At 45.4% G+C, this 15,933-nt stretch carries 13 protein-coding genes; 10 read left to right on the top strand and 3 right to left on the bottom strand.

The genetic code is table 11. The annotated features are described in order from the left end of the window. Nucleotides 1–152: 152 nt before the first annotated feature. From M2387_RS24540 to nlpA, 8 genes are all read left to right on the top strand, one after another. A complete protein-coding gene (locus M2387_RS24540; protein WP_259053261.1) occupies nt 153–1,148 on the top strand; it encodes an extracellular solute-binding protein in 996 nt (331 codons plus the stop codon). Nucleotides 1,149–1,178: 30 nt separating this feature from the next. Next, nucleotides 1,179–2,924, top strand: a complete 1,746-nt coding sequence (locus M2387_RS24535) for an ABC transporter permease (protein WP_259053258.1) — start codon at nt 1,179–1,181, stop codon at nt 2,922–2,924. Between the two features lie 20 nt (nt 2,925–2,944). Continuing rightward, nucleotides 2,945–4,039 (top strand): ABC transporter ATP-binding protein, encoded by a 1,095-nt coding sequence (locus tag M2387_RS24530; RefSeq protein ID WP_259053257.1) that lies wholly within the window; start codon nt 2,945–2,947, stop codon nt 4,037–4,039. Nucleotides 4,040–4,048: 9 nt separating this feature from the next. Further along, entirely contained in the window at nt 4,049–4,582 is a 534-nt protein-coding gene (locus M2387_RS24525) for an inorganic diphosphatase (protein ID WP_259053255.1), read from the top strand. 474 nt (nt 4,583–5,056) lie between these two features. After that, nucleotides 5,057–6,055, top strand: coding sequence for a methionine ABC transporter ATP-binding protein (locus tag M2387_RS24520; RefSeq protein ID WP_259053252.1), 999 nt, complete (start codon nt 5,057–5,059; stop codon nt 6,053–6,055). 2 nt (nt 6,056–6,057) lie between these two features. Continuing rightward, nucleotides 6,058–6,744 (top strand): methionine ABC transporter permease, encoded by a 687-nt coding sequence (locus M2387_RS24515; protein WP_259053250.1) that lies wholly within the window; start codon nt 6,058–6,060, stop codon nt 6,742–6,744. A 44-nt stretch (nt 6,745–6,788) separates the two neighbouring features. After that, nucleotides 6,789–7,613 (top strand): MetQ/NlpA family ABC transporter substrate-binding protein, encoded by an 825-nt coding sequence (locus M2387_RS24510; protein WP_259053248.1) that lies wholly within the window; start codon nt 6,789–6,791, stop codon nt 7,611–7,613. A 188-nt stretch (nt 7,614–7,801) separates the two neighbouring features. Continuing rightward, nucleotides 7,802–8,620, top strand: coding sequence for a lipoprotein NlpA (gene nlpA / locus M2387_RS24505; protein WP_259053246.1), 819 nt, complete (start codon nt 7,802–7,804; stop codon nt 8,618–8,620). A 160-nt stretch (nt 8,621–8,780) separates the two neighbouring features. Here nlpA and M2387_RS24500 read toward each other — a convergent pair whose 3' ends face one another. From M2387_RS24500 to M2387_RS24490, 3 genes are all read right to left on the bottom strand, one after another. Beyond that, entirely contained in the window at nt 8,781–10,073 is a 1,293-nt protein-coding gene (locus M2387_RS24500; RefSeq protein ID WP_259053244.1) for a TRAP transporter large permease, read from the bottom strand. Between the two features lie 70 nt (nt 10,074–10,143). Further along, nucleotides 10,144–10,647 carry a TRAP transporter small permease gene (locus M2387_RS24495; RefSeq protein WP_259053242.1) on the bottom strand — a complete coding sequence of 168 codons (504 nt, stop codon included), beginning with the start codon at nt 10,645–10,647 and terminating at the stop codon, nt 10,144–10,146. An 85-nt stretch (nt 10,648–10,732) separates the two neighbouring features. Next, nucleotides 10,733–11,767, bottom strand: coding sequence for a DctP family TRAP transporter solute-binding subunit (locus M2387_RS24490; protein WP_259053240.1), 1,035 nt, complete (start codon nt 11,765–11,767; stop codon nt 10,733–10,735). A gap of 1,242 nt (nt 11,768–13,009) precedes the next feature. Here M2387_RS24490 and M2387_RS24485 point away from each other — a divergent pair. Then, complete coding sequence (locus M2387_RS24485; protein ID WP_259053239.1) at nt 13,010–14,356, top strand: PTS transporter subunit EIIC; 1,347 nt, start codon at nt 13,010–13,012, stop codon at nt 14,354–14,356. 100 nt (nt 14,357–14,456) lie between these two features. Continuing rightward, nucleotides 14,457–15,929 (top strand): glycoside hydrolase family 32 protein, encoded by a 1,473-nt coding sequence (locus M2387_RS24480; RefSeq protein ID WP_259053237.1) that lies wholly within the window; start codon nt 14,457–14,459, stop codon nt 15,927–15,929. The last annotated feature ends 4 nt before the right edge of the window (nt 15,930–15,933 follow it).

Below are 15,933 nucleotides of genomic sequence, written 5' to 3'. Positions count from 1 at the left end.
CATTTATCTTACAATCAATAAGAAAAATTTTCATAAGTCTTTCCACTACAGGTTGCTTGTTGCAATTAATTGTTTCAGCAATACTCGCCGTATCCATTAAGTCAATAATAATTTTTTGACAACAACTTTCCCATTAATTTAAGGCCAGATAAATGAATAAGAAGCTTTCCTGTATATTATTCACCACGCTGTTGAGCACGAGTACTTTTAAGGTAATAGCTGCAGATAATCTCGTGCTCTATACCAATGATTTTGAAAAGGTCATTGGTCAAAAATTTGAAAAAGATACCGGTATAAAGCTCGATGTTGTCAAAATGTCTGGCGGAGAGTTATTGGCCCGTATTGCCGCTGAACAATCAAATCCTCAATGGGACATTATTCTTTATGACGGTGATTATGCGCTGTTTAATTTAGATAAAAATCAGCAACTCCTGAAAGATGTTCGGGTCAAGAATGAAACTCAGCTGACCGATGAAGCCAAAAAACTCCTTCCAGAAAATCGGGCTTTTTATCCGGTCGGTATTTCATCTGCCTGTGTCATTGTTCAGCGCCCGGATGCAGGGGTCACTCTAGAAGGCTATCAGGATCTGCTTGATCCTGCTTTGAAAGGTAAAGTGGGTATGGCCGATCCGGCAATTGCTGCCCCCGCCTATCCCTGTGTTGCAGGTCTGTTCCATCAGTGGGGAACTGAGCCGGCTAAAAAGTTTTTCAGTACGCTATTTGATAACCAGCTACAAGTACTGAGAACCAATGCACCGGTCGCCAGAGCCTTACAATCAGGCCAGCTTTCTGCTGCACTTCTTACTTCACAAAATGCCTATACGCTGAAGCAGAAACAACCGGAGATGCAAATTATCTGGCCAGAGGCGGGTACTCCAGCCACTGTGCGGGCAGTCGGTATCCAGGCCAGAACGGCTCATGGCAGTGATGCCAAAACCTTTATTAACTGGATGCTGGAACCCGCCACTCAGCAGTACCTGATTGATAACGGTGGAGCCGATGGTCTGTTTAAACCTACCGTAGTTCACGTCACAGAGCATGCTAAAGGACCGGCCAGTAATAGCCGCTACAACATCACTCCGGTAGCCAGTGCTTCTGCAGATGAAAACCAGATTAAAACCTGGTTCTCAGATCAATCTGCACGATAAGCCATTTACCCAAGTCAGATTGAGATAATTATGGCGAGTTTGTCTTCTACTCCCCTGCCGTCCTTAGGGCGGCAGAGTCTACGCTTACGGCGCTTTACTACCGAAAGTATCCTCGGACTCATCATTGTTCTGGTGGTAACCGTGCTGATTATTCTGCCGATGGCAGCGGTGATTGTGCAGGGTTTTTTACCCAACAATGTTGATAATCAGCAACCTGCCACTCTATGGTCACTGTTTGAACGCCCGCTGTGGCTCGCATCGTTAAAAAATAGTCTTTTTCTGGCTAGCGGTAGCGCACTGATAGGGAGTGTTATTGGTTGTATCCTGGCACTGCTCCGTCATCAGTATCGTTTTCCTGGGAATTCGCTGATAGAGCCCTGCGTGTGGCTTATTTTGATCCTCCCCTCCTTTGTTATTTCTCAGGGATGGATTTTATTTGCCAGCCGGAATGGATTTTTTTATCAGTTATTTGATAGCAATGCAGCCGCCGATATTATTTTCAGTCCCTGGGGACTGGTATTGATAATGAGCTTTAAAAACTTTCCACTGGCTTATCTTTCGATTTCCGCGGCACTCCAATGGAGTATGAAAGATCTTATTTATGCGGGACGTCTGGCAGGCTCCTCAGCAACACGGACGTTATTTACTTTACGCTTACCGCTATTGCTTCCCGCACTATTGTCCGGATTTTTACTGGTATTCGTAGATACACTCGGTGACTTTGGTCTGCCTTCAGCCCTGGCAACCAGTTACCGTTTTCCGACTCTGCCTTATACCTTATATGCGGCGATCAATTTTAGCCCGATCCGCTTTGATCTGGCAGGTATTCTGGCCTGTTACCTGGCGTTTATTTTATTTCTCGCGTTGAGCCTCTACTTCTGGTTATTACGCCGTAATAATGCCCGGTTTTTGACTAGCCGCTCTCGTCCGGAAAATCTGCGAACCAGTCGCTATCCTTGGTTATGTAGCCTGGTGATTGGCATTATTTTGCTTTTCTCATTAGCCATTCCACTGGTAACCAGTTTGATGGTGTCTTTTATGGATAACATCTGGTCCGGGCTGCATTTAAGCAATCTCAGTTTTGATCACTATCGCCAGTTTCTGTATCAGGACGCGGTCTTCTTTGATGCCCTGGGTCATTCATTGAGTATTGCTGCCATTGCCGCAGGTATCAGTTCGGTAATAGCATTTTTTGCAGCTTATATGCTCAGTTTTACCCAATCACGTTTTAATAAAGTGATTGAAATCGTCTGCACTCTGTCGATGGCAATACCGGGAGTGATTCTGGGCATTGGCTTTATTTTCGTCTGGAATTCCCCTTTTGCAACCCAGTTGCATGTGAATATCTATGGCAGTCCGATAATCCTGGTCGTGGCAACCTCTGCTGCGGCTATTCCGGTAGCCGTGCGTATTTTACTCGGAGCGTTAGCTCAGATCCCTGCCAGTCAGCTACAGGCTGCGATGTTGCAAGGAGCCGGGTTAATGCGTCGCCTGCGCACCATTATTTTTCCTTTGATTCTGACCGCGGTGATCTCTGCAACCCTAACCAGTTTTGGTAGCAGCGTATTTGACTTGGCTATCAACGCCATTTTGCAACCACCACGCTTTCGTGTACTGCCAACACTCATTAGCAGAGCTTTTGAAGAAGGAAATTATGGTTATTCGACTGCTGCTGTATTTATTGCTGGCAGCGTGACTACCTTGATAATCCTGCTCTGCAATAGTGCGCTGCGCTATTACTTCCGCGCATTACTAAGTAACCGACAAGCTGATTAATTTTGCCATAAGGTTTTTACATGACACAGGCCTTACCCCCCATGCTCAGTTGCCAGAACTTACACTGGCAGATTCAAGGGCAGACTATTATTCAGGACTTGAGCCTGAATCTGGCAGCCGGACAGGTGTACTGTATTGTCGGCCCCTCCGGTTCTGGAAAGTCCAGTTTATTACGCTTAATCGCCGGCCTTGATACACCGCAATCCGGTACTATTACTATCGATCGGCAGCTCATGACTGATGGTCCCCGTGGGCTCCCCCCTGAGCAACGACGACTCAATATGGTCTTTCAGGATTACGCACTCTGGCCACATATGACGGTACGTGAAATCGTCGGTTATGGTCTGAATCGCTGGCCTGCTGTGCAGCGTGATGCGCGTGTTGCTGAAATGCTGGCGTTGATGCAAATCAGTCAGTACGCTAACCGTCGCCCGGCACAACTTTCTGGTGGTCAGGCACAGCGCGTTGCCATTGCGCGCGCGCTGGCTACCGATCCCCAATTACTGTTGTTTGATGAGCCATTGTCTAACCTTGATGTACAGCTACGCGCGCAGATGCGTAAAGAGTTTTCCCAGTTATTTTCACGACTGAAAAAGACCGTGGTCTATGTCACTCATGACCCACTGGAAGCCTGCGCTTTTGCCGATAGGATTGTGGTTATGCGCGCTGGAAAGATTGAACAAATCGCCAGCCCGGCAACATTATTTAAGAGTCCACAGTCTCCATGGATAGCCTCTCTGGCTGGATTTGATAGTCAACTGGAAGCACGTCTTATTAGCCGGATTGATAGTCAGTATGCTCAGGTTGCTATCGGTGAGCGACATTTCCGCGCACGGGTTGGCAAAGTACAATACGCCCGGCCCGGCCAAAAGATACGGTTATTGTTTACGCCGGGTTCCATACGCCACGAGGCTACTGCAGCTCAAGGTCTGGCAGCCAGAGTGGTCAGTTCGCTGTTTGAAGGACGTCACTGGCGTTTGGATGTCACCGCAGCCGAAAATGAAATACCTTTTTCCATTATTCACCCCAGTTCACTGCCAGGTGACAGCCCCCTATCGCTAGTCATTCAGGGTGAAGATTGTCTGATTTTTGATCTTGAAACAGCCCGTTCATGAGAGCCCACTATGAAACCAGAAATTGATACTGATTGTGCCACTTTGCGCATCGAGATCCCGGCAGGTAGTATTATTCGCTACGACATTACGGAGACCGGCGAGATCAAAGTAAAATATTTTCAATCTATGCCTGTCTGTTATCCCGCTAATTACGGATCGCTAATCAATACCCTGGCTGCAGATAACGATCCGCTGGATGCATTAGTGATAACACGCGAGCCCTTATTTCCCGGTAGCCTGATTGACGTAAGAATTATTGGCTATCTGGCGATGACTGACGGTGGAGTACAAGATGATAAATTAATCACAGTGCCGACCCATGCTGTCGACCCATTTTATAGCCCGATATACGATATTGAACATCTGGCCCCAGCTGAGTTACAGCGTATTGAAGCCTTCTATCAAAGCTATAAGTTGCTACCAGCAGGGCGTAAAACTGTGGTGTTGAATGGTTTTAGATCTGCCCAGGCAGCAGCAATCTTACTGGCAGAAGCAAGAATGGCATTTTGTCGTCAGCAAGAAAAATTACTGGCAGTGAATTAAAGATCTGGCTCCGTTTCACCGCTATCTTCTGTTCTTATCAATCCTCATAGCAGAAACGGAGCCAGTAGTGTCATGATGGCCATCTCTATTTAATCAGTAATAACAAACTGTATTTTTATTTCTAAACACAAATATTAAATAAATTTAATTAACTTATAAAACCGTCACGTTAACTTGCCATCATTCTGATGTGATTTATTCTCATAACGATAGTTAAATTAAATAGAAGCCAGACTTTGACATTATAAATGCCAGATGTTATCAAGCTTTTATTATTATTTATAACGCTGATTATTATATGATGAAAAAACGCACACTCGAAACCGGGTTATATTTATTTTGATAACGTAAAGTGAAAATTATTCTTAACATTTTGTTTGACACTTATCCCAACCGCCTTTAGTTTAGACATCCAGACGTCCATCAAGCCAAGTGAAGATGTGATGTTTTGTCTCTTAAAGGTAACGAAGAATTATGATTACGCTTAAAAATGTCAGCAAGATATATCAGCGAAATAAAAAACAAACAATTGCCGTTGATAATATCAATCTTAATATTTCTGCCGGTGATATTTTCGGCATTATTGGCTATAGCGGAGCCGGGAAAAGTAGCCTGATCCGTCTATTAAATAAGCTGGAGAATACCACCAGCGGAGAAGTGATTGTTGGCGAACACAATATTACTCACAGTGATGAAAAGTCTATACTCAAAATACGTCAATCTATTGGCATGATTTTTCAGCACTTTAATTTGCTCTGGTCGAAAACCGTACGTGAGAATATTGAATTTCCGTTGCAGATATCAGGGTTCAATAAAAAGGAACGCCAGCAGCGAGTTGTCGAGTTGATGGAGCTGGTGGGCTTAACCGATAAGGCCGATGAATACCCGTCAATGTTAAGCGGTGGTCAGAAACAGCGAGTGGGTATTGCGCGTGCTCTGGCAAATAATCCCGATGTTTTACTGTGTGATGAAGCAACATCCGCTTTAGATCCTAAAACAACCCAGAATATACTTGAATTACTGGCACGTATTAATCGTGAACTCAACATTACTATAGTGCTTATTACCCATGAAATGCAGGTAGTAAAAAGTATCTGCAATAAAGTAGCGGTTATTGATAAAGGAAAGATTGTTGAAGAGGGCCTGGTAACCTCGGTGTTTCATCATCCACAACATGCCATTACTCGTCAGTTTCTGGCACAAAGTAATATTGATTCAGCCAGTCTGGATGATTTGCAGGAGCTATTAGCACTCGGCCCTATTTTGCGCATTATTTTAGATAATGAAAGCCTCAGCGGCTATTTATTCTATGATCTGATAACGAAGTTTAACCAACCCATCAGGTTAGTCAAAGGTGCCTTTAGTCAGGGAAATGGTTTTATCTATTTACAGTTCCCGGAAAATCAGACGCTGCTTGTCGAGGCTATCGACTATCTTACCAATGAAAAAAATGTTGTTGTGGAGGTTGTTTAAACATGGATGAAATTCAGGTCTGGGTTAATCATTATCTGCCTTATTTGAAACTAAAAACTTTAGGTATTGAGACAGTTAACACTCTGTATATGACCTTTGCTTCGGGGGCCTTATCTTGCATTCTGGGCATTCTGATTGGCGTCTTTTTATTCCTCACAGCCAAGGACGGGGAAAAAGAAAACCTTAATGTTTACAGAGCATTATCTTTCACAGTCAACATTTTCCGCGCTGTACCCTTTATCATTTTAATTATTCTGTTATTCCCGGTCACTAAGTGGTTAGTCGGCACTATTCTCGGGGTCAATGCCGCCTTACCTGCACTGGTCATTTCTGCCAGTGCATTTTATGCCCGCTTAGTTGAACTGGCTTTGCGTGAAGTTGATAAGGGTGTGATTGAAGCCAGTCGTGCCATGGGGGCCGGAACATACAGACTCATTTTTAATGTCCTGATCCCGGAATCCTCCCCTGCTCTTATTTCAGGTTTAACCGTCACGCTGATTTCATTAGTCGGGGGAACGGCCGTTGCCGGTGCTATTGGCGCAGGAGGTCTTGGCAATTTAGCTTATATGGAAGGTTTTCAGCGCAGCCATATGGACGTGGTATGGGCGGCCACCCTCGTTATTTTAGCGCTGGTGTTATGTATTCAAGTCACAGGGGATCAACTGGTTCGCTGGATTGATAAGCGTTAGTCACACGGCAATAAATATATACCAATAACAACAGGAAAAATAATATGTTAATTTCAACATTCAAGCGTCTGGGCGTTCTGACTTTGGTGAGTTTAGCGCTCACCGCCTGTGGTCCGGACGAAAGCAAAAAAAGCAGTAAATTTGTGATTGGTGCATCTTCAACGCCCCATGCTGAGATTCTGGAATTCGTTAAACCGCAACTGGAGAAACAAGGCGTAGATTTAGATATCCGCGTATTGAACGATTATATTATTCCTAACCAGGCGCTCGCTGACAAAGAGCTGGATGCAAACTTCTTCCAGCACGTGCCTTATTTAAATAAAACCCTGGCCGACCATCCGGACTGGAAATTCGTTTCTGCGGGTGCTGTGCATATGCATCCTTATCGCTTCTATTCTCAGAAATATAAAAGCCTGCAAGACTTGCCTGACGGCGCAAAAATGATGAGTAGCAATAACATTGCTCAGCATGGTCATATTCTGAAGCTGTTTCAAGATGAAGGCTTGATTAAGTTACGCAGCGGTATCGATCCGGATGATGCGACCGTTGACGATATTGTCGAGAACCCACGCCATATACAGTTTTTATTCAACTATGATGCACCGTTAATGCCGCAGATCTATAAAAATGGCGAGCCTGATGTGGCCTCTATTGACGGACACTTTGCGATTAATGCGGGCCTGGACTTAAGTAAAGACGTTATTTACTCCGAACCGGCAGCAAACAGCAAGTTTGCTAACATAGTGACAGTTCGTGAAGATAATAAAGATGACCCACGTATTGCCCTGCTAATGACCGCCTTAAAAAGCCCGGAAGCAAAACAGTTTATTTTAGATTCTTACAAAGGTGAGGCAGTTCCCGTTCCTTAAGCCAGTACCAGACTAAATTGATAAAAATGATATATACCCATAATGCTTCGAGTACCTTCAGGGTTTATTGAAGTATTGTGGGTATATTCTTTTTTATTATTAATGATAACCTTTTTGTTCATAGTCCCTCCACATCATCCTGCTATAGTCATTTTTATACACTTTGGGACTCTGGATTAAGGAAAAAAATGAAACTGGTGGCGACTCCCCTGAGAAAAATAGCGATGGTCGTATTAGCGGGCATGATCCTGGCTGGCTGTGATCAGCAAGCCAGCGATAGTAAACATATCAAGGTCGGCGTGATTAATGGCGCTGAACAAGATGTGGCTGAAGTTGCCAAAAAAGTGGCTAAAGAGAAGTATGGCCTTGAAGTTGAACTGGTCGGTTTCAGTGGCTCATTACTGCCTAACGATGCCACAAACCAGGGAGAGCTTGATGCTAACGTCTTCCAGCACCGTCCTTTCCTTGAGCAGGATAATAAAGCCCATAATTATAAGCTGGTCACAGTAGGTAATACCTTCGTATTTCCAATGGCTGGCTACTCGAAAAAGTTTAATCAAGCCAGTCAAATCACCGACGGTGCAACCGTAGCTATTCCTAATGACCCGACCAATCTTGGTCGTGCTCTGCTGTTATTACAGAAAGAAAAACTGATTACCCTGAAAGAAGGGAAAGGTCTGTTACCCACCAGCCTGGATATCATTGAAAACCCGCATAATCTCAAAATTATGGAACTGGAAGGCGCACAGTTACCTCGCGTACTGGATGACCCAAAAGTGGATGTTGCCATTATCAGCACTACCTATATCCAACAAACGGGCCTGTCACCGGTGAAAGACAGCATTTTTATAGAAGATAAAAACTCACCTTATGTGAATATCCTGGTCGCCCGTGAAAACAATAAAGACGCCGAGAATGTAAAAGAATTCCTCGCATCTTATCAGTCACCTGAAGTGGCAAAAGCGGCAGAAACCATTTTTAACGGTGGCGCTGTGCCTGGCTGGTAAGTTTGCCAGGATTTAGTTAGTGGGCACACACTTAATAACCCATTAAACGCCTCTGAAACCAGCGTAAATAAAGCCAGATGCCCACTATTTGTGGGCATCTGGCTAATCTGAAAGGTTGTAAGTACACACTAACATCTGCTGATATAACCTGAACAGGTATCTAAGAAGTTAACCAGCCAAGCGGCACCATCACCAGTTGCGGGAACAGCACCAGCAGGAACAGCACGATAAACTGCGCCAGCACAAACGGCCAGACGCCCATAATGGCCTGATTCATCGGCAGCTGCGCGACTCCTCGCACCACATTGAGCACATTCCCCGCTGGCGGTGTGAGTAAGCCAATCGCGTTATTCATAATAAAGAGAATACCGAAGTAGACCGGGTCAATCCCCGCCTGAATCACCACCGGCAGTAATACCGGAGTCAGGATCAGAATGGTCGGGGTAAAATCCATAAACATGCCGATAAGAATAATAATGCCCATCATCACCAGCAGCATCAGCGTCGGGCTGTCGCTCAGCGGTAACAGCATCTGGGCAAAGGCCGCCGGAATATTGGCTACGGTTATCATATAAGCCGACAGCATGGCCGCCGCCACCATCAGCATGATCACCGCCGTCATATTGGCAGCATTGGCAACCAGCTTATAGAAATTGCGGAGTTTGATTTCACGGTAGATAAAGCAGCCGACAAACAGGGAATAAACGGATGCCACCACCGCCGCCTCGGTCGGGGTAAATATCCCCATCCGCAGGCCGACAATAATAATCACTGGCAGCATCAATGCCCAGCCGCTACGGGCCGTCTCTTTCAGGCGCTCACGCATCGGCATTTTAGGGTAGACCTTTAAGGTGCCCTCTTTGCCGGACTTACGCATCAGGATATTCCAGGTGACAACCAGGGAAAGCGCCATCAGCAGGCCCGGCACAATCCCGGCCATAAACAGCTTAGTGATAGAGACGTTTCCAATAATCCCGAACAGGATAAGCCCTATTGAAGGCGGCAGTACCGGGGCAATTACGCCCCCGGCACCTATTAGTCCGGCAGATCGTGCCGGGTCATAGCCTCCGGCTTTCATCATCGGTAACAGCATCGCGGCCAGCGCCGCGGTATCGGCCACCGCTGAACCAGAGAGACTGGCCATAATCAGCGCGGCAAAGACCACCACATAACCCAGCCCGCCGGGAATATGCCCGACCCAGGCAACGGCGAGGTTAACAATACGTTTTGAGATCCCGCCTGCCAGCATAAACTCACCGGCCAGCAGGAAGAAGGGAATCGCCAGCAGCGCAAAGTTATCGGCTCCCGGAATAATGGTCTGGATGATAATCTGCGGGTCAAACATCCCCTGCGCCAGCATCAGGACCACGCCGCTGAGCAACAGGGCAAAAGCCACCGGAACCCCGAGCGCCAGAGTCCCCAGCAATGTAATGACAAATAATCCGATAATCATAGTTTTTCCTGCTAAAAGATAAGGAAGCAGTCGGGTAATCAGACAGATAGCGGTACGCTATCGTCAGAGGCTATTTATTGCATACGGCCATGGAGTATTCAGCCTCATCAACGCGGCCCATTAGCAGGCGTACTATATTGTTCAGGCAGATAATGCCCATGCTGGCGGAGGAGAGATAAATCACGCCGTAGACCATCAGCAGCGGGATCTCACTGACGGGCGCGGGGTCGTCGGCAAAAATATCGTGCTGCATCCAGAAGCCATAAAACATCAGCGCGCAGCAGATAAAGACCAGCAGCTGGCTGACACCCCAGCAGACTTTTCTTGAGCTTTTCGGCAGCAGGACCTGGACGGTATCCACGCTCAGATGCTTCTGGTTGCGGGAGGCGACAATGGCGCCGAGGAAAATCACCCAGAAAAAGCAAAACCGGGAGAGTTCGTCTGAAATCGGAAAACCGGAATGAAAACCGTAACGCATAATCACGTTACCAAATACCATCACCATCATGCAGACCATGCACAGCACCATGACCGCTTCCAGTGCTTTAAAGAAAAGATTAATCAGCCACTGCATACTCTCTCCGGGACTATTATTCCGTCACACCCATCCCTGAGACGCCGCTATCTGCTGACGTCTCAGGGCAGAATTACTCAGACTTTTACTTTAAGGACTGGCGAACCTTGTCTCTTTCGGCAACGAAGTTTTCCACAAACTCAGCGCCGATGATTTTGGTGTGCTTGTCGAATACCGGCTGTACCACGGCGCGGATTTTTTCCATTTCTTCAGGGGATAAGGTGCTGATTTTCATGCCGTGTTTGGCCAGTTCCGTCAGGGCGTTATCCACCTGGCTTATCTCCTGCTCACGCTGGAAGGTCCGCGTCTCTTCTGCGGCTTCTCTGACTATCGCCTGCTGTTCCGGGCTAAGGGAGTCGAACCATTTTTTGGAGACCACCAGCGCAACCGGGGTATAGACGTGGTTAGTGGTGGTGAGGTTATTTTCCACTTCGTAGACTTTGTTCTGGTACATATCCACCACCGGGTGCTCGTGTCCGTCAAGAACGCCGGTCTCCAGGGCGGTAAACACTTCCGAGTAAGCCAGCGGCACCGGGTTAATGCCCATTGCCTGGAAGCTGTCGATAGCCACTTTGGTGGGCATCACGCGGATTTTCAGGCCTTTCATATCTTCCAGTGAGTTCACCGGATGCTTGTTATTGGCCAGGTCACGGAAAGCGCCGCCACTCCAGGTCAGGGGGTACATACGCATGCTGTAGAGGCTTTCGAGCATTTTCTGCCCGACCGGGCCATCCAGGACTTGAGCGGCTTCCGCATCGCTCTGGAACAGGAACGGGAAATCAAAGATTTGCAGCTCTTTCTGCCGTCCGGCTAACGGCGATAAAGCGCCCATATAGAATTGCTGGGTGTCACTCTGGATTGCCTGAAGCATCTGCTGTTCAGACCCGAGGGTGCCGGAGCTGAAGATATCGATCTTAATCTCGCCGTTACTTTTTTCTTTCACCGTATCGACAAAACGTTGCATGGCGATACCGCGTGGATGCGTGTCGGTGAAGGAGTGTCCCAGACGGGCGGTCTTAACGTCATTGGCAGATACCGTCATGGCCGTCATCATTGTACTTAATGCCAGACCGCCCGCCAGAACCCACTTGTTGATATTTTTATAGTTCATTAATGACATAGATAACCCCGTATTTATTAAATAAGTCAGATACAATTTTTATATCTGAACCACAGATTCATTACTTTTTCTTCCTGCATAATAGAATGCTAACAGGGAATAAACTCCAAATATAAAAACCAACAAAATACGCTCTGGCAGAGACCCTTTATTTATTTTAAGAACATATAACATACTTACCACCACCAGAGATTCAATAGTTCACTATCAAACGTTCGGCAATCCTATCCTGTAAAAAATCATTTTCACAGCCCATAATAAATACTCGTGAAGAACATCACAAAACATGTAACATTACGCGTAAAATAACTCACCAGGAGCATCTAAAATATTTATCTCAATTATTAAAAGCAAGAAACCAATAGAAAAGACACGCTGTCAGCACCTTTGGAATAAGATGTTTATCATTGTAGCGAAAACTAGTTAAGTAAATGATTTATAACAAGTTAAATGATTAGCGATGATTTATTTATGATCGCCGAAATGATCATGACTGGATGATTATAAAGCTATATCCATTTTATAATCATGATATAGCAATAATTAATATGAAGTAGAGATAATAATTATGATGGAGTTAAACAACACAGAACAATTGCTATTATCATAAAACTTGAATAACTATAACATGCCACACAGCTAACGCTATCCGCAGAAAATATTATTAATTTTACCTTGGTACATGTAATAAACTAGACGTAGATTATAAAATACAGCGTGTCAGTCCTGCATAGAATATAACGGCGTATTTTCTCATAATTGAAATGCTATCAGCCAGCTCCTTTGACTGATCCGAACTTACCCTGCAATACAGCTATTTATTATTACACCGCTATAAGGTGGCAGCAAATGCCATCTGCTCGATCATGACTGCCAGCATAGCGACCAGCATAATGATAACCAGTAGGCGGAGATGGCGACGGGGAGATTTTTTCATTTCAATTACCTTAAAGTGATATGACTCGTGTAACAAAGAGTATCGGAAGTTAAACTGTTTTAATATTACTTCGAACTGAGGAATATCCCAGATAAAGTAGCAATATTATTGATTAGAATCGTACTCAAGACAATTAAACACAGTCCTCCAGTCACGACCCTCGCTGTCGTTCACACTACCCTCATTGTTCTGAAGCAATTAAAACTGCGATGGTTCTCTCAGTTTTACGATCTTTTCTTACCATGTGAAAAGCTTTTCATACTATGGTATGTGAAAAGCTTTTCACATATTGAGGTACGCCACAAATGAATGAAAAAATAACGCAAGAGATCCTTACTGCCATTGGCGGTAAAGACAATATTGTTGCGCTTGAACACTGCGCGACCCGGTTACGTATTGTGGTAAAAAACAACGATTTAGTCTCTGCTGATACGATAAAAAGTATAGAAAAAGTAAAGGGATACTTCTATCAGTCCGGCCAGCACCAGATAATCTTAGGTACCGGTTTTGTTGATACGATCTATGATTTGATGACCAAAGATCTTCCCGGATCAAAAGAATCTGTTAAAGAGTCGGCTTATAAAAATATGAATTGGTTTCAAAAAATCATTCGTGCTTTAGCCGATGTCTTTATTCCTTTAATCCCTGTTCTGGTCGCCACCGGGCTCTTTATGGGCGTCCGCGGATTTGCAGAGCAAATGGGTCTTGAGTTATCGCCCGATGTTTTAGTGCTGACTCAAGTCGTCACCGATACCGTCTTTATATTCTTGCCTGCCCTGGTGGTCTGGTCAGCATTTAAAAGATTTGGTGGTACTCCGGTGGTGGGAATGGTGCTGGGTCTGATGCTCGTAGCCCCAATGCTGCCCAATGCCTGGCAGGTGGCAAGCGGCGGCGTAGAAGCACTTAAAATCGGTATCTTCCATATTCAAGGATATCAGGGCACCATTATTCCCGCCTTGATTGTTGGTATTTTTGGCGCAAGCGTTGAACGTTGGATCCGCCGCTGGATGCCAACGGTCGTTGATTTGGTCTTTACCCCATTTTTAACCCTTATCATTGGTGCCGCCGCTGCTTTATTTATTATTGGCCCAATCTTTACCATGGTTGAACATGGCGTAATGAACTCAGCCAACTTTATTATTAATCTTCCGTATGGGATTGGCGGCGGGATATTAGGTGCAACCCAACAGGCCTTAACCGTAACCGGGCTACATCACTCATTGATGGTGGTTGAACTGAATTTATTAGCTAATGGTGGCATCAACCCACTTAATGCCTTAATCACCGCATCAATGGCCGGGCAAGCTGGAGCCGCTATCGCTTTTACCTTATCAATAAAAGATAAAAAAGAGAAAGCGCTGAAACTCTCATCCATCGTACCTTGTTTCTTTGGTATTACAGAGCCACTGTTATTTGGTGTCACCTTAACCAATTCAAGAGTCTTTCTTTCCGGCATGATTGGCGGGGCTGTTGCTGGCGTGTTCGCCATGCTGATGCATATCGCTCCACCAGTAATGGGTGTGACTTTCCTGCCCGCTATTCCAGCCTATTTAGGCCATAACATGGGGCTGTATCTTCTGATGATAGCCATCGCCATGCTGGTCGGTATGCTCTGTACTAAATTACTGGTCAAACCCCAACAGCAGGCGTAAATAATTCATTTAAATTAATGAGTTAATCTGTAATCACTTATTCATAACTGACAGAATATTTTTAATATTCTGTCAGAAAATAAAATCAGGTAATAAAATCATGGCAAATGAATGGTTGGAAAATGCACAGCAGGTAATAGACAAATATTCCGTTGATTCTGGCGACCCATTCAGACCCGCTTACCATATTTCACCTAAAGCCGGATTGTTAAATGACCCAAATGGGTTGATTCAATTTAACGGCCAGTACCATTTTTTTTACCAGTGGAACCCCTTTGCCTGCGATCACAGTCAAAAGTATTGGGGCCACTATATCAGTGATGATTTAGTACAATGGCGAGAAGTCCCCCCGGCTCTGGCACCCGATGCCAGCTATGATGCCAATGGCTGCTATTCAGGTAGTGCTTTTATCCATAATGATGAACTCTATTTGTTCTATACCGGGAATTTAAAATACGGGCCAGAACAGCAATACCGGGCAAGCAGCCAGTGTTTAGCCAGAAGTAAGAATGGCATCGATTTTGAAAAAGTCGGCATTATTATTGACGGACAACCTGCGGGTTATACCGCACATTTTCGTGATCCTAAAATCTGGAAATCGGAGTCTGTCTGGTACGCGGTACTAGGTGCACAAACAGAAGCACTACAGGGTCGGGTGTTACTCTATCGCTCAGATAATTTAATCGAATGGCAATGCTTAGGCCCGATTGCAGGCGGCGGGATCCCGCCATTTGATGACTTCGGTTATATGTGGGAGTGTCCTGATCTTTTTTCTTTAAATCAGCGTTGGGTCATGCTCGCATCCCCACAGGGTTTAGAGCCTGAGGGAATGAAGTACCAGAATATCTATCAGTCCGGATATCTAATCGGTTCTCTTAGTACCGAGGATGTACAGTTCTCTACCCAACACTTTGAAGAGTTAGACCGGGGCTTTGAATTCTATGCTCCGCAAAGCTTTGAGGACGAACAGGGAAGACGAATTATGCTTGCCTGGATGGGACTGCCTGAAAAAAATGACCAGCCTACCGTCGACTATGGCTGGATACATCAGATGACTCTGCCACGTGAGTTAAGGATACGGGGTAATAAGCTGTTTCAGACCCCGGTGGCTGAGTTAGCCGCGCTGCGTCAGTCACATATCGCTCATCAGGAGCTGATTTTTGAAGGAGAATTAACGCTTGATGGCGTAGCAGGTGACTGTTATGAGTTGCGGACAGAATTCATTAACTTACAATCCTGTCTGTCGTTAAAATTACGCAGTAATGGGCGAGACCAATATATCTTGCTGCAGATTGATCCGCAGCAGAAAATCATTACATTAGACAGAAACCATGCTGGGTCAGGTGAAGGTGGCGTACGTCAGTGCCAGGTAGAAAGTCTTGAATCCCTGGAACTCGTTATCTATATGGATAAGTCGTCGCTGGAAATCTTTATCAACCAGGGGGCAGAGGTCTTCAGTAGCCGCCTGTTCCCGGATGCAGCGTCAACCGGTATTTATTTTGAAAGTGATACATCCTGTCATTTAAGGTCTCTGGACTTTTTCAGCTTAAAACAGGACGGTATCATTCAATAAGAGA

It is taken from the genome of Klebsiella sp. BIGb0407, from assembly GCF_024807845.1.
In the GTDB taxonomy this organism is placed as follows: Bacteria; Pseudomonadota; Gammaproteobacteria; order Enterobacterales; family Enterobacteriaceae; genus JGM124.
The sequence above is the reverse complement of the archived record's forward strand: the minus strand, read 5'-3'. Positions and strand labels throughout refer to the sequence as shown.

Excerpts from the sequence above, each read along its gene's own strand:
- M2387_RS24515 (WP_259053250.1), top strand. The coding sequence starts at position 6,058 with ATGGATGAAATTCAGGTCTGGGTTAATCATTATCTGCCTTATTTGAAA.
- M2387_RS24480 (WP_259053237.1), top strand. The coding sequence starts at position 14,457 with ATGGCAAATGAATGGTTGGAAAATGCACAGCAGGTAATAGACAAATAT.
- M2387_RS24500 (WP_259053244.1), bottom strand. The coding sequence starts at position 10,073 with ATGATTATCGGATTATTTGTCATTACATTGCTGGGGACTCTGGCGCTC.
- M2387_RS24540 (WP_259053261.1), top strand. The coding sequence starts at position 153 with ATGAATAAGAAGCTTTCCTGTATATTATTCACCACGCTGTTGAGCACG.
- M2387_RS24535 (WP_259053258.1), top strand. The coding sequence starts at position 1,179 with ATGGCGAGTTTGTCTTCTACTCCCCTGCCGTCCTTAGGGCGGCAGAGT.
- M2387_RS24520 (WP_259053252.1), top strand. The coding sequence starts at position 5,057 with ATGATTACGCTTAAAAATGTCAGCAAGATATATCAGCGAAATAAAAAA.
- nlpA (WP_259053246.1), top strand. The coding sequence starts at position 7,802 with ATGAAACTGGTGGCGACTCCCCTGAGAAAAATAGCGATGGTCGTATTA.
- M2387_RS24530 (WP_259053257.1), top strand. The coding sequence starts at position 2,945 with ATGACACAGGCCTTACCCCCCATGCTCAGTTGCCAGAACTTACACTGG.
- M2387_RS24510 (WP_259053248.1), top strand. The coding sequence starts at position 6,789 with ATGTTAATTTCAACATTCAAGCGTCTGGGCGTTCTGACTTTGGTGAGT.
- M2387_RS24490 (WP_259053240.1), bottom strand. The coding sequence starts at position 11,767 with ATGTCATTAATGAACTATAAAAATATCAACAAGTGGGTTCTGGCGGGC.
- M2387_RS24485 (WP_259053239.1), top strand. The coding sequence starts at position 13,010 with ATGAATGAAAAAATAACGCAAGAGATCCTTACTGCCATTGGCGGTAAA.
- M2387_RS24495 (WP_259053242.1), bottom strand. The coding sequence starts at position 10,647 with ATGCAGTGGCTGATTAATCTTTTCTTTAAAGCACTGGAAGCGGTCATG.
- M2387_RS24525 (WP_259053255.1), top strand. The coding sequence starts at position 4,049 with ATGAAACCAGAAATTGATACTGATTGTGCCACTTTGCGCATCGAGATC.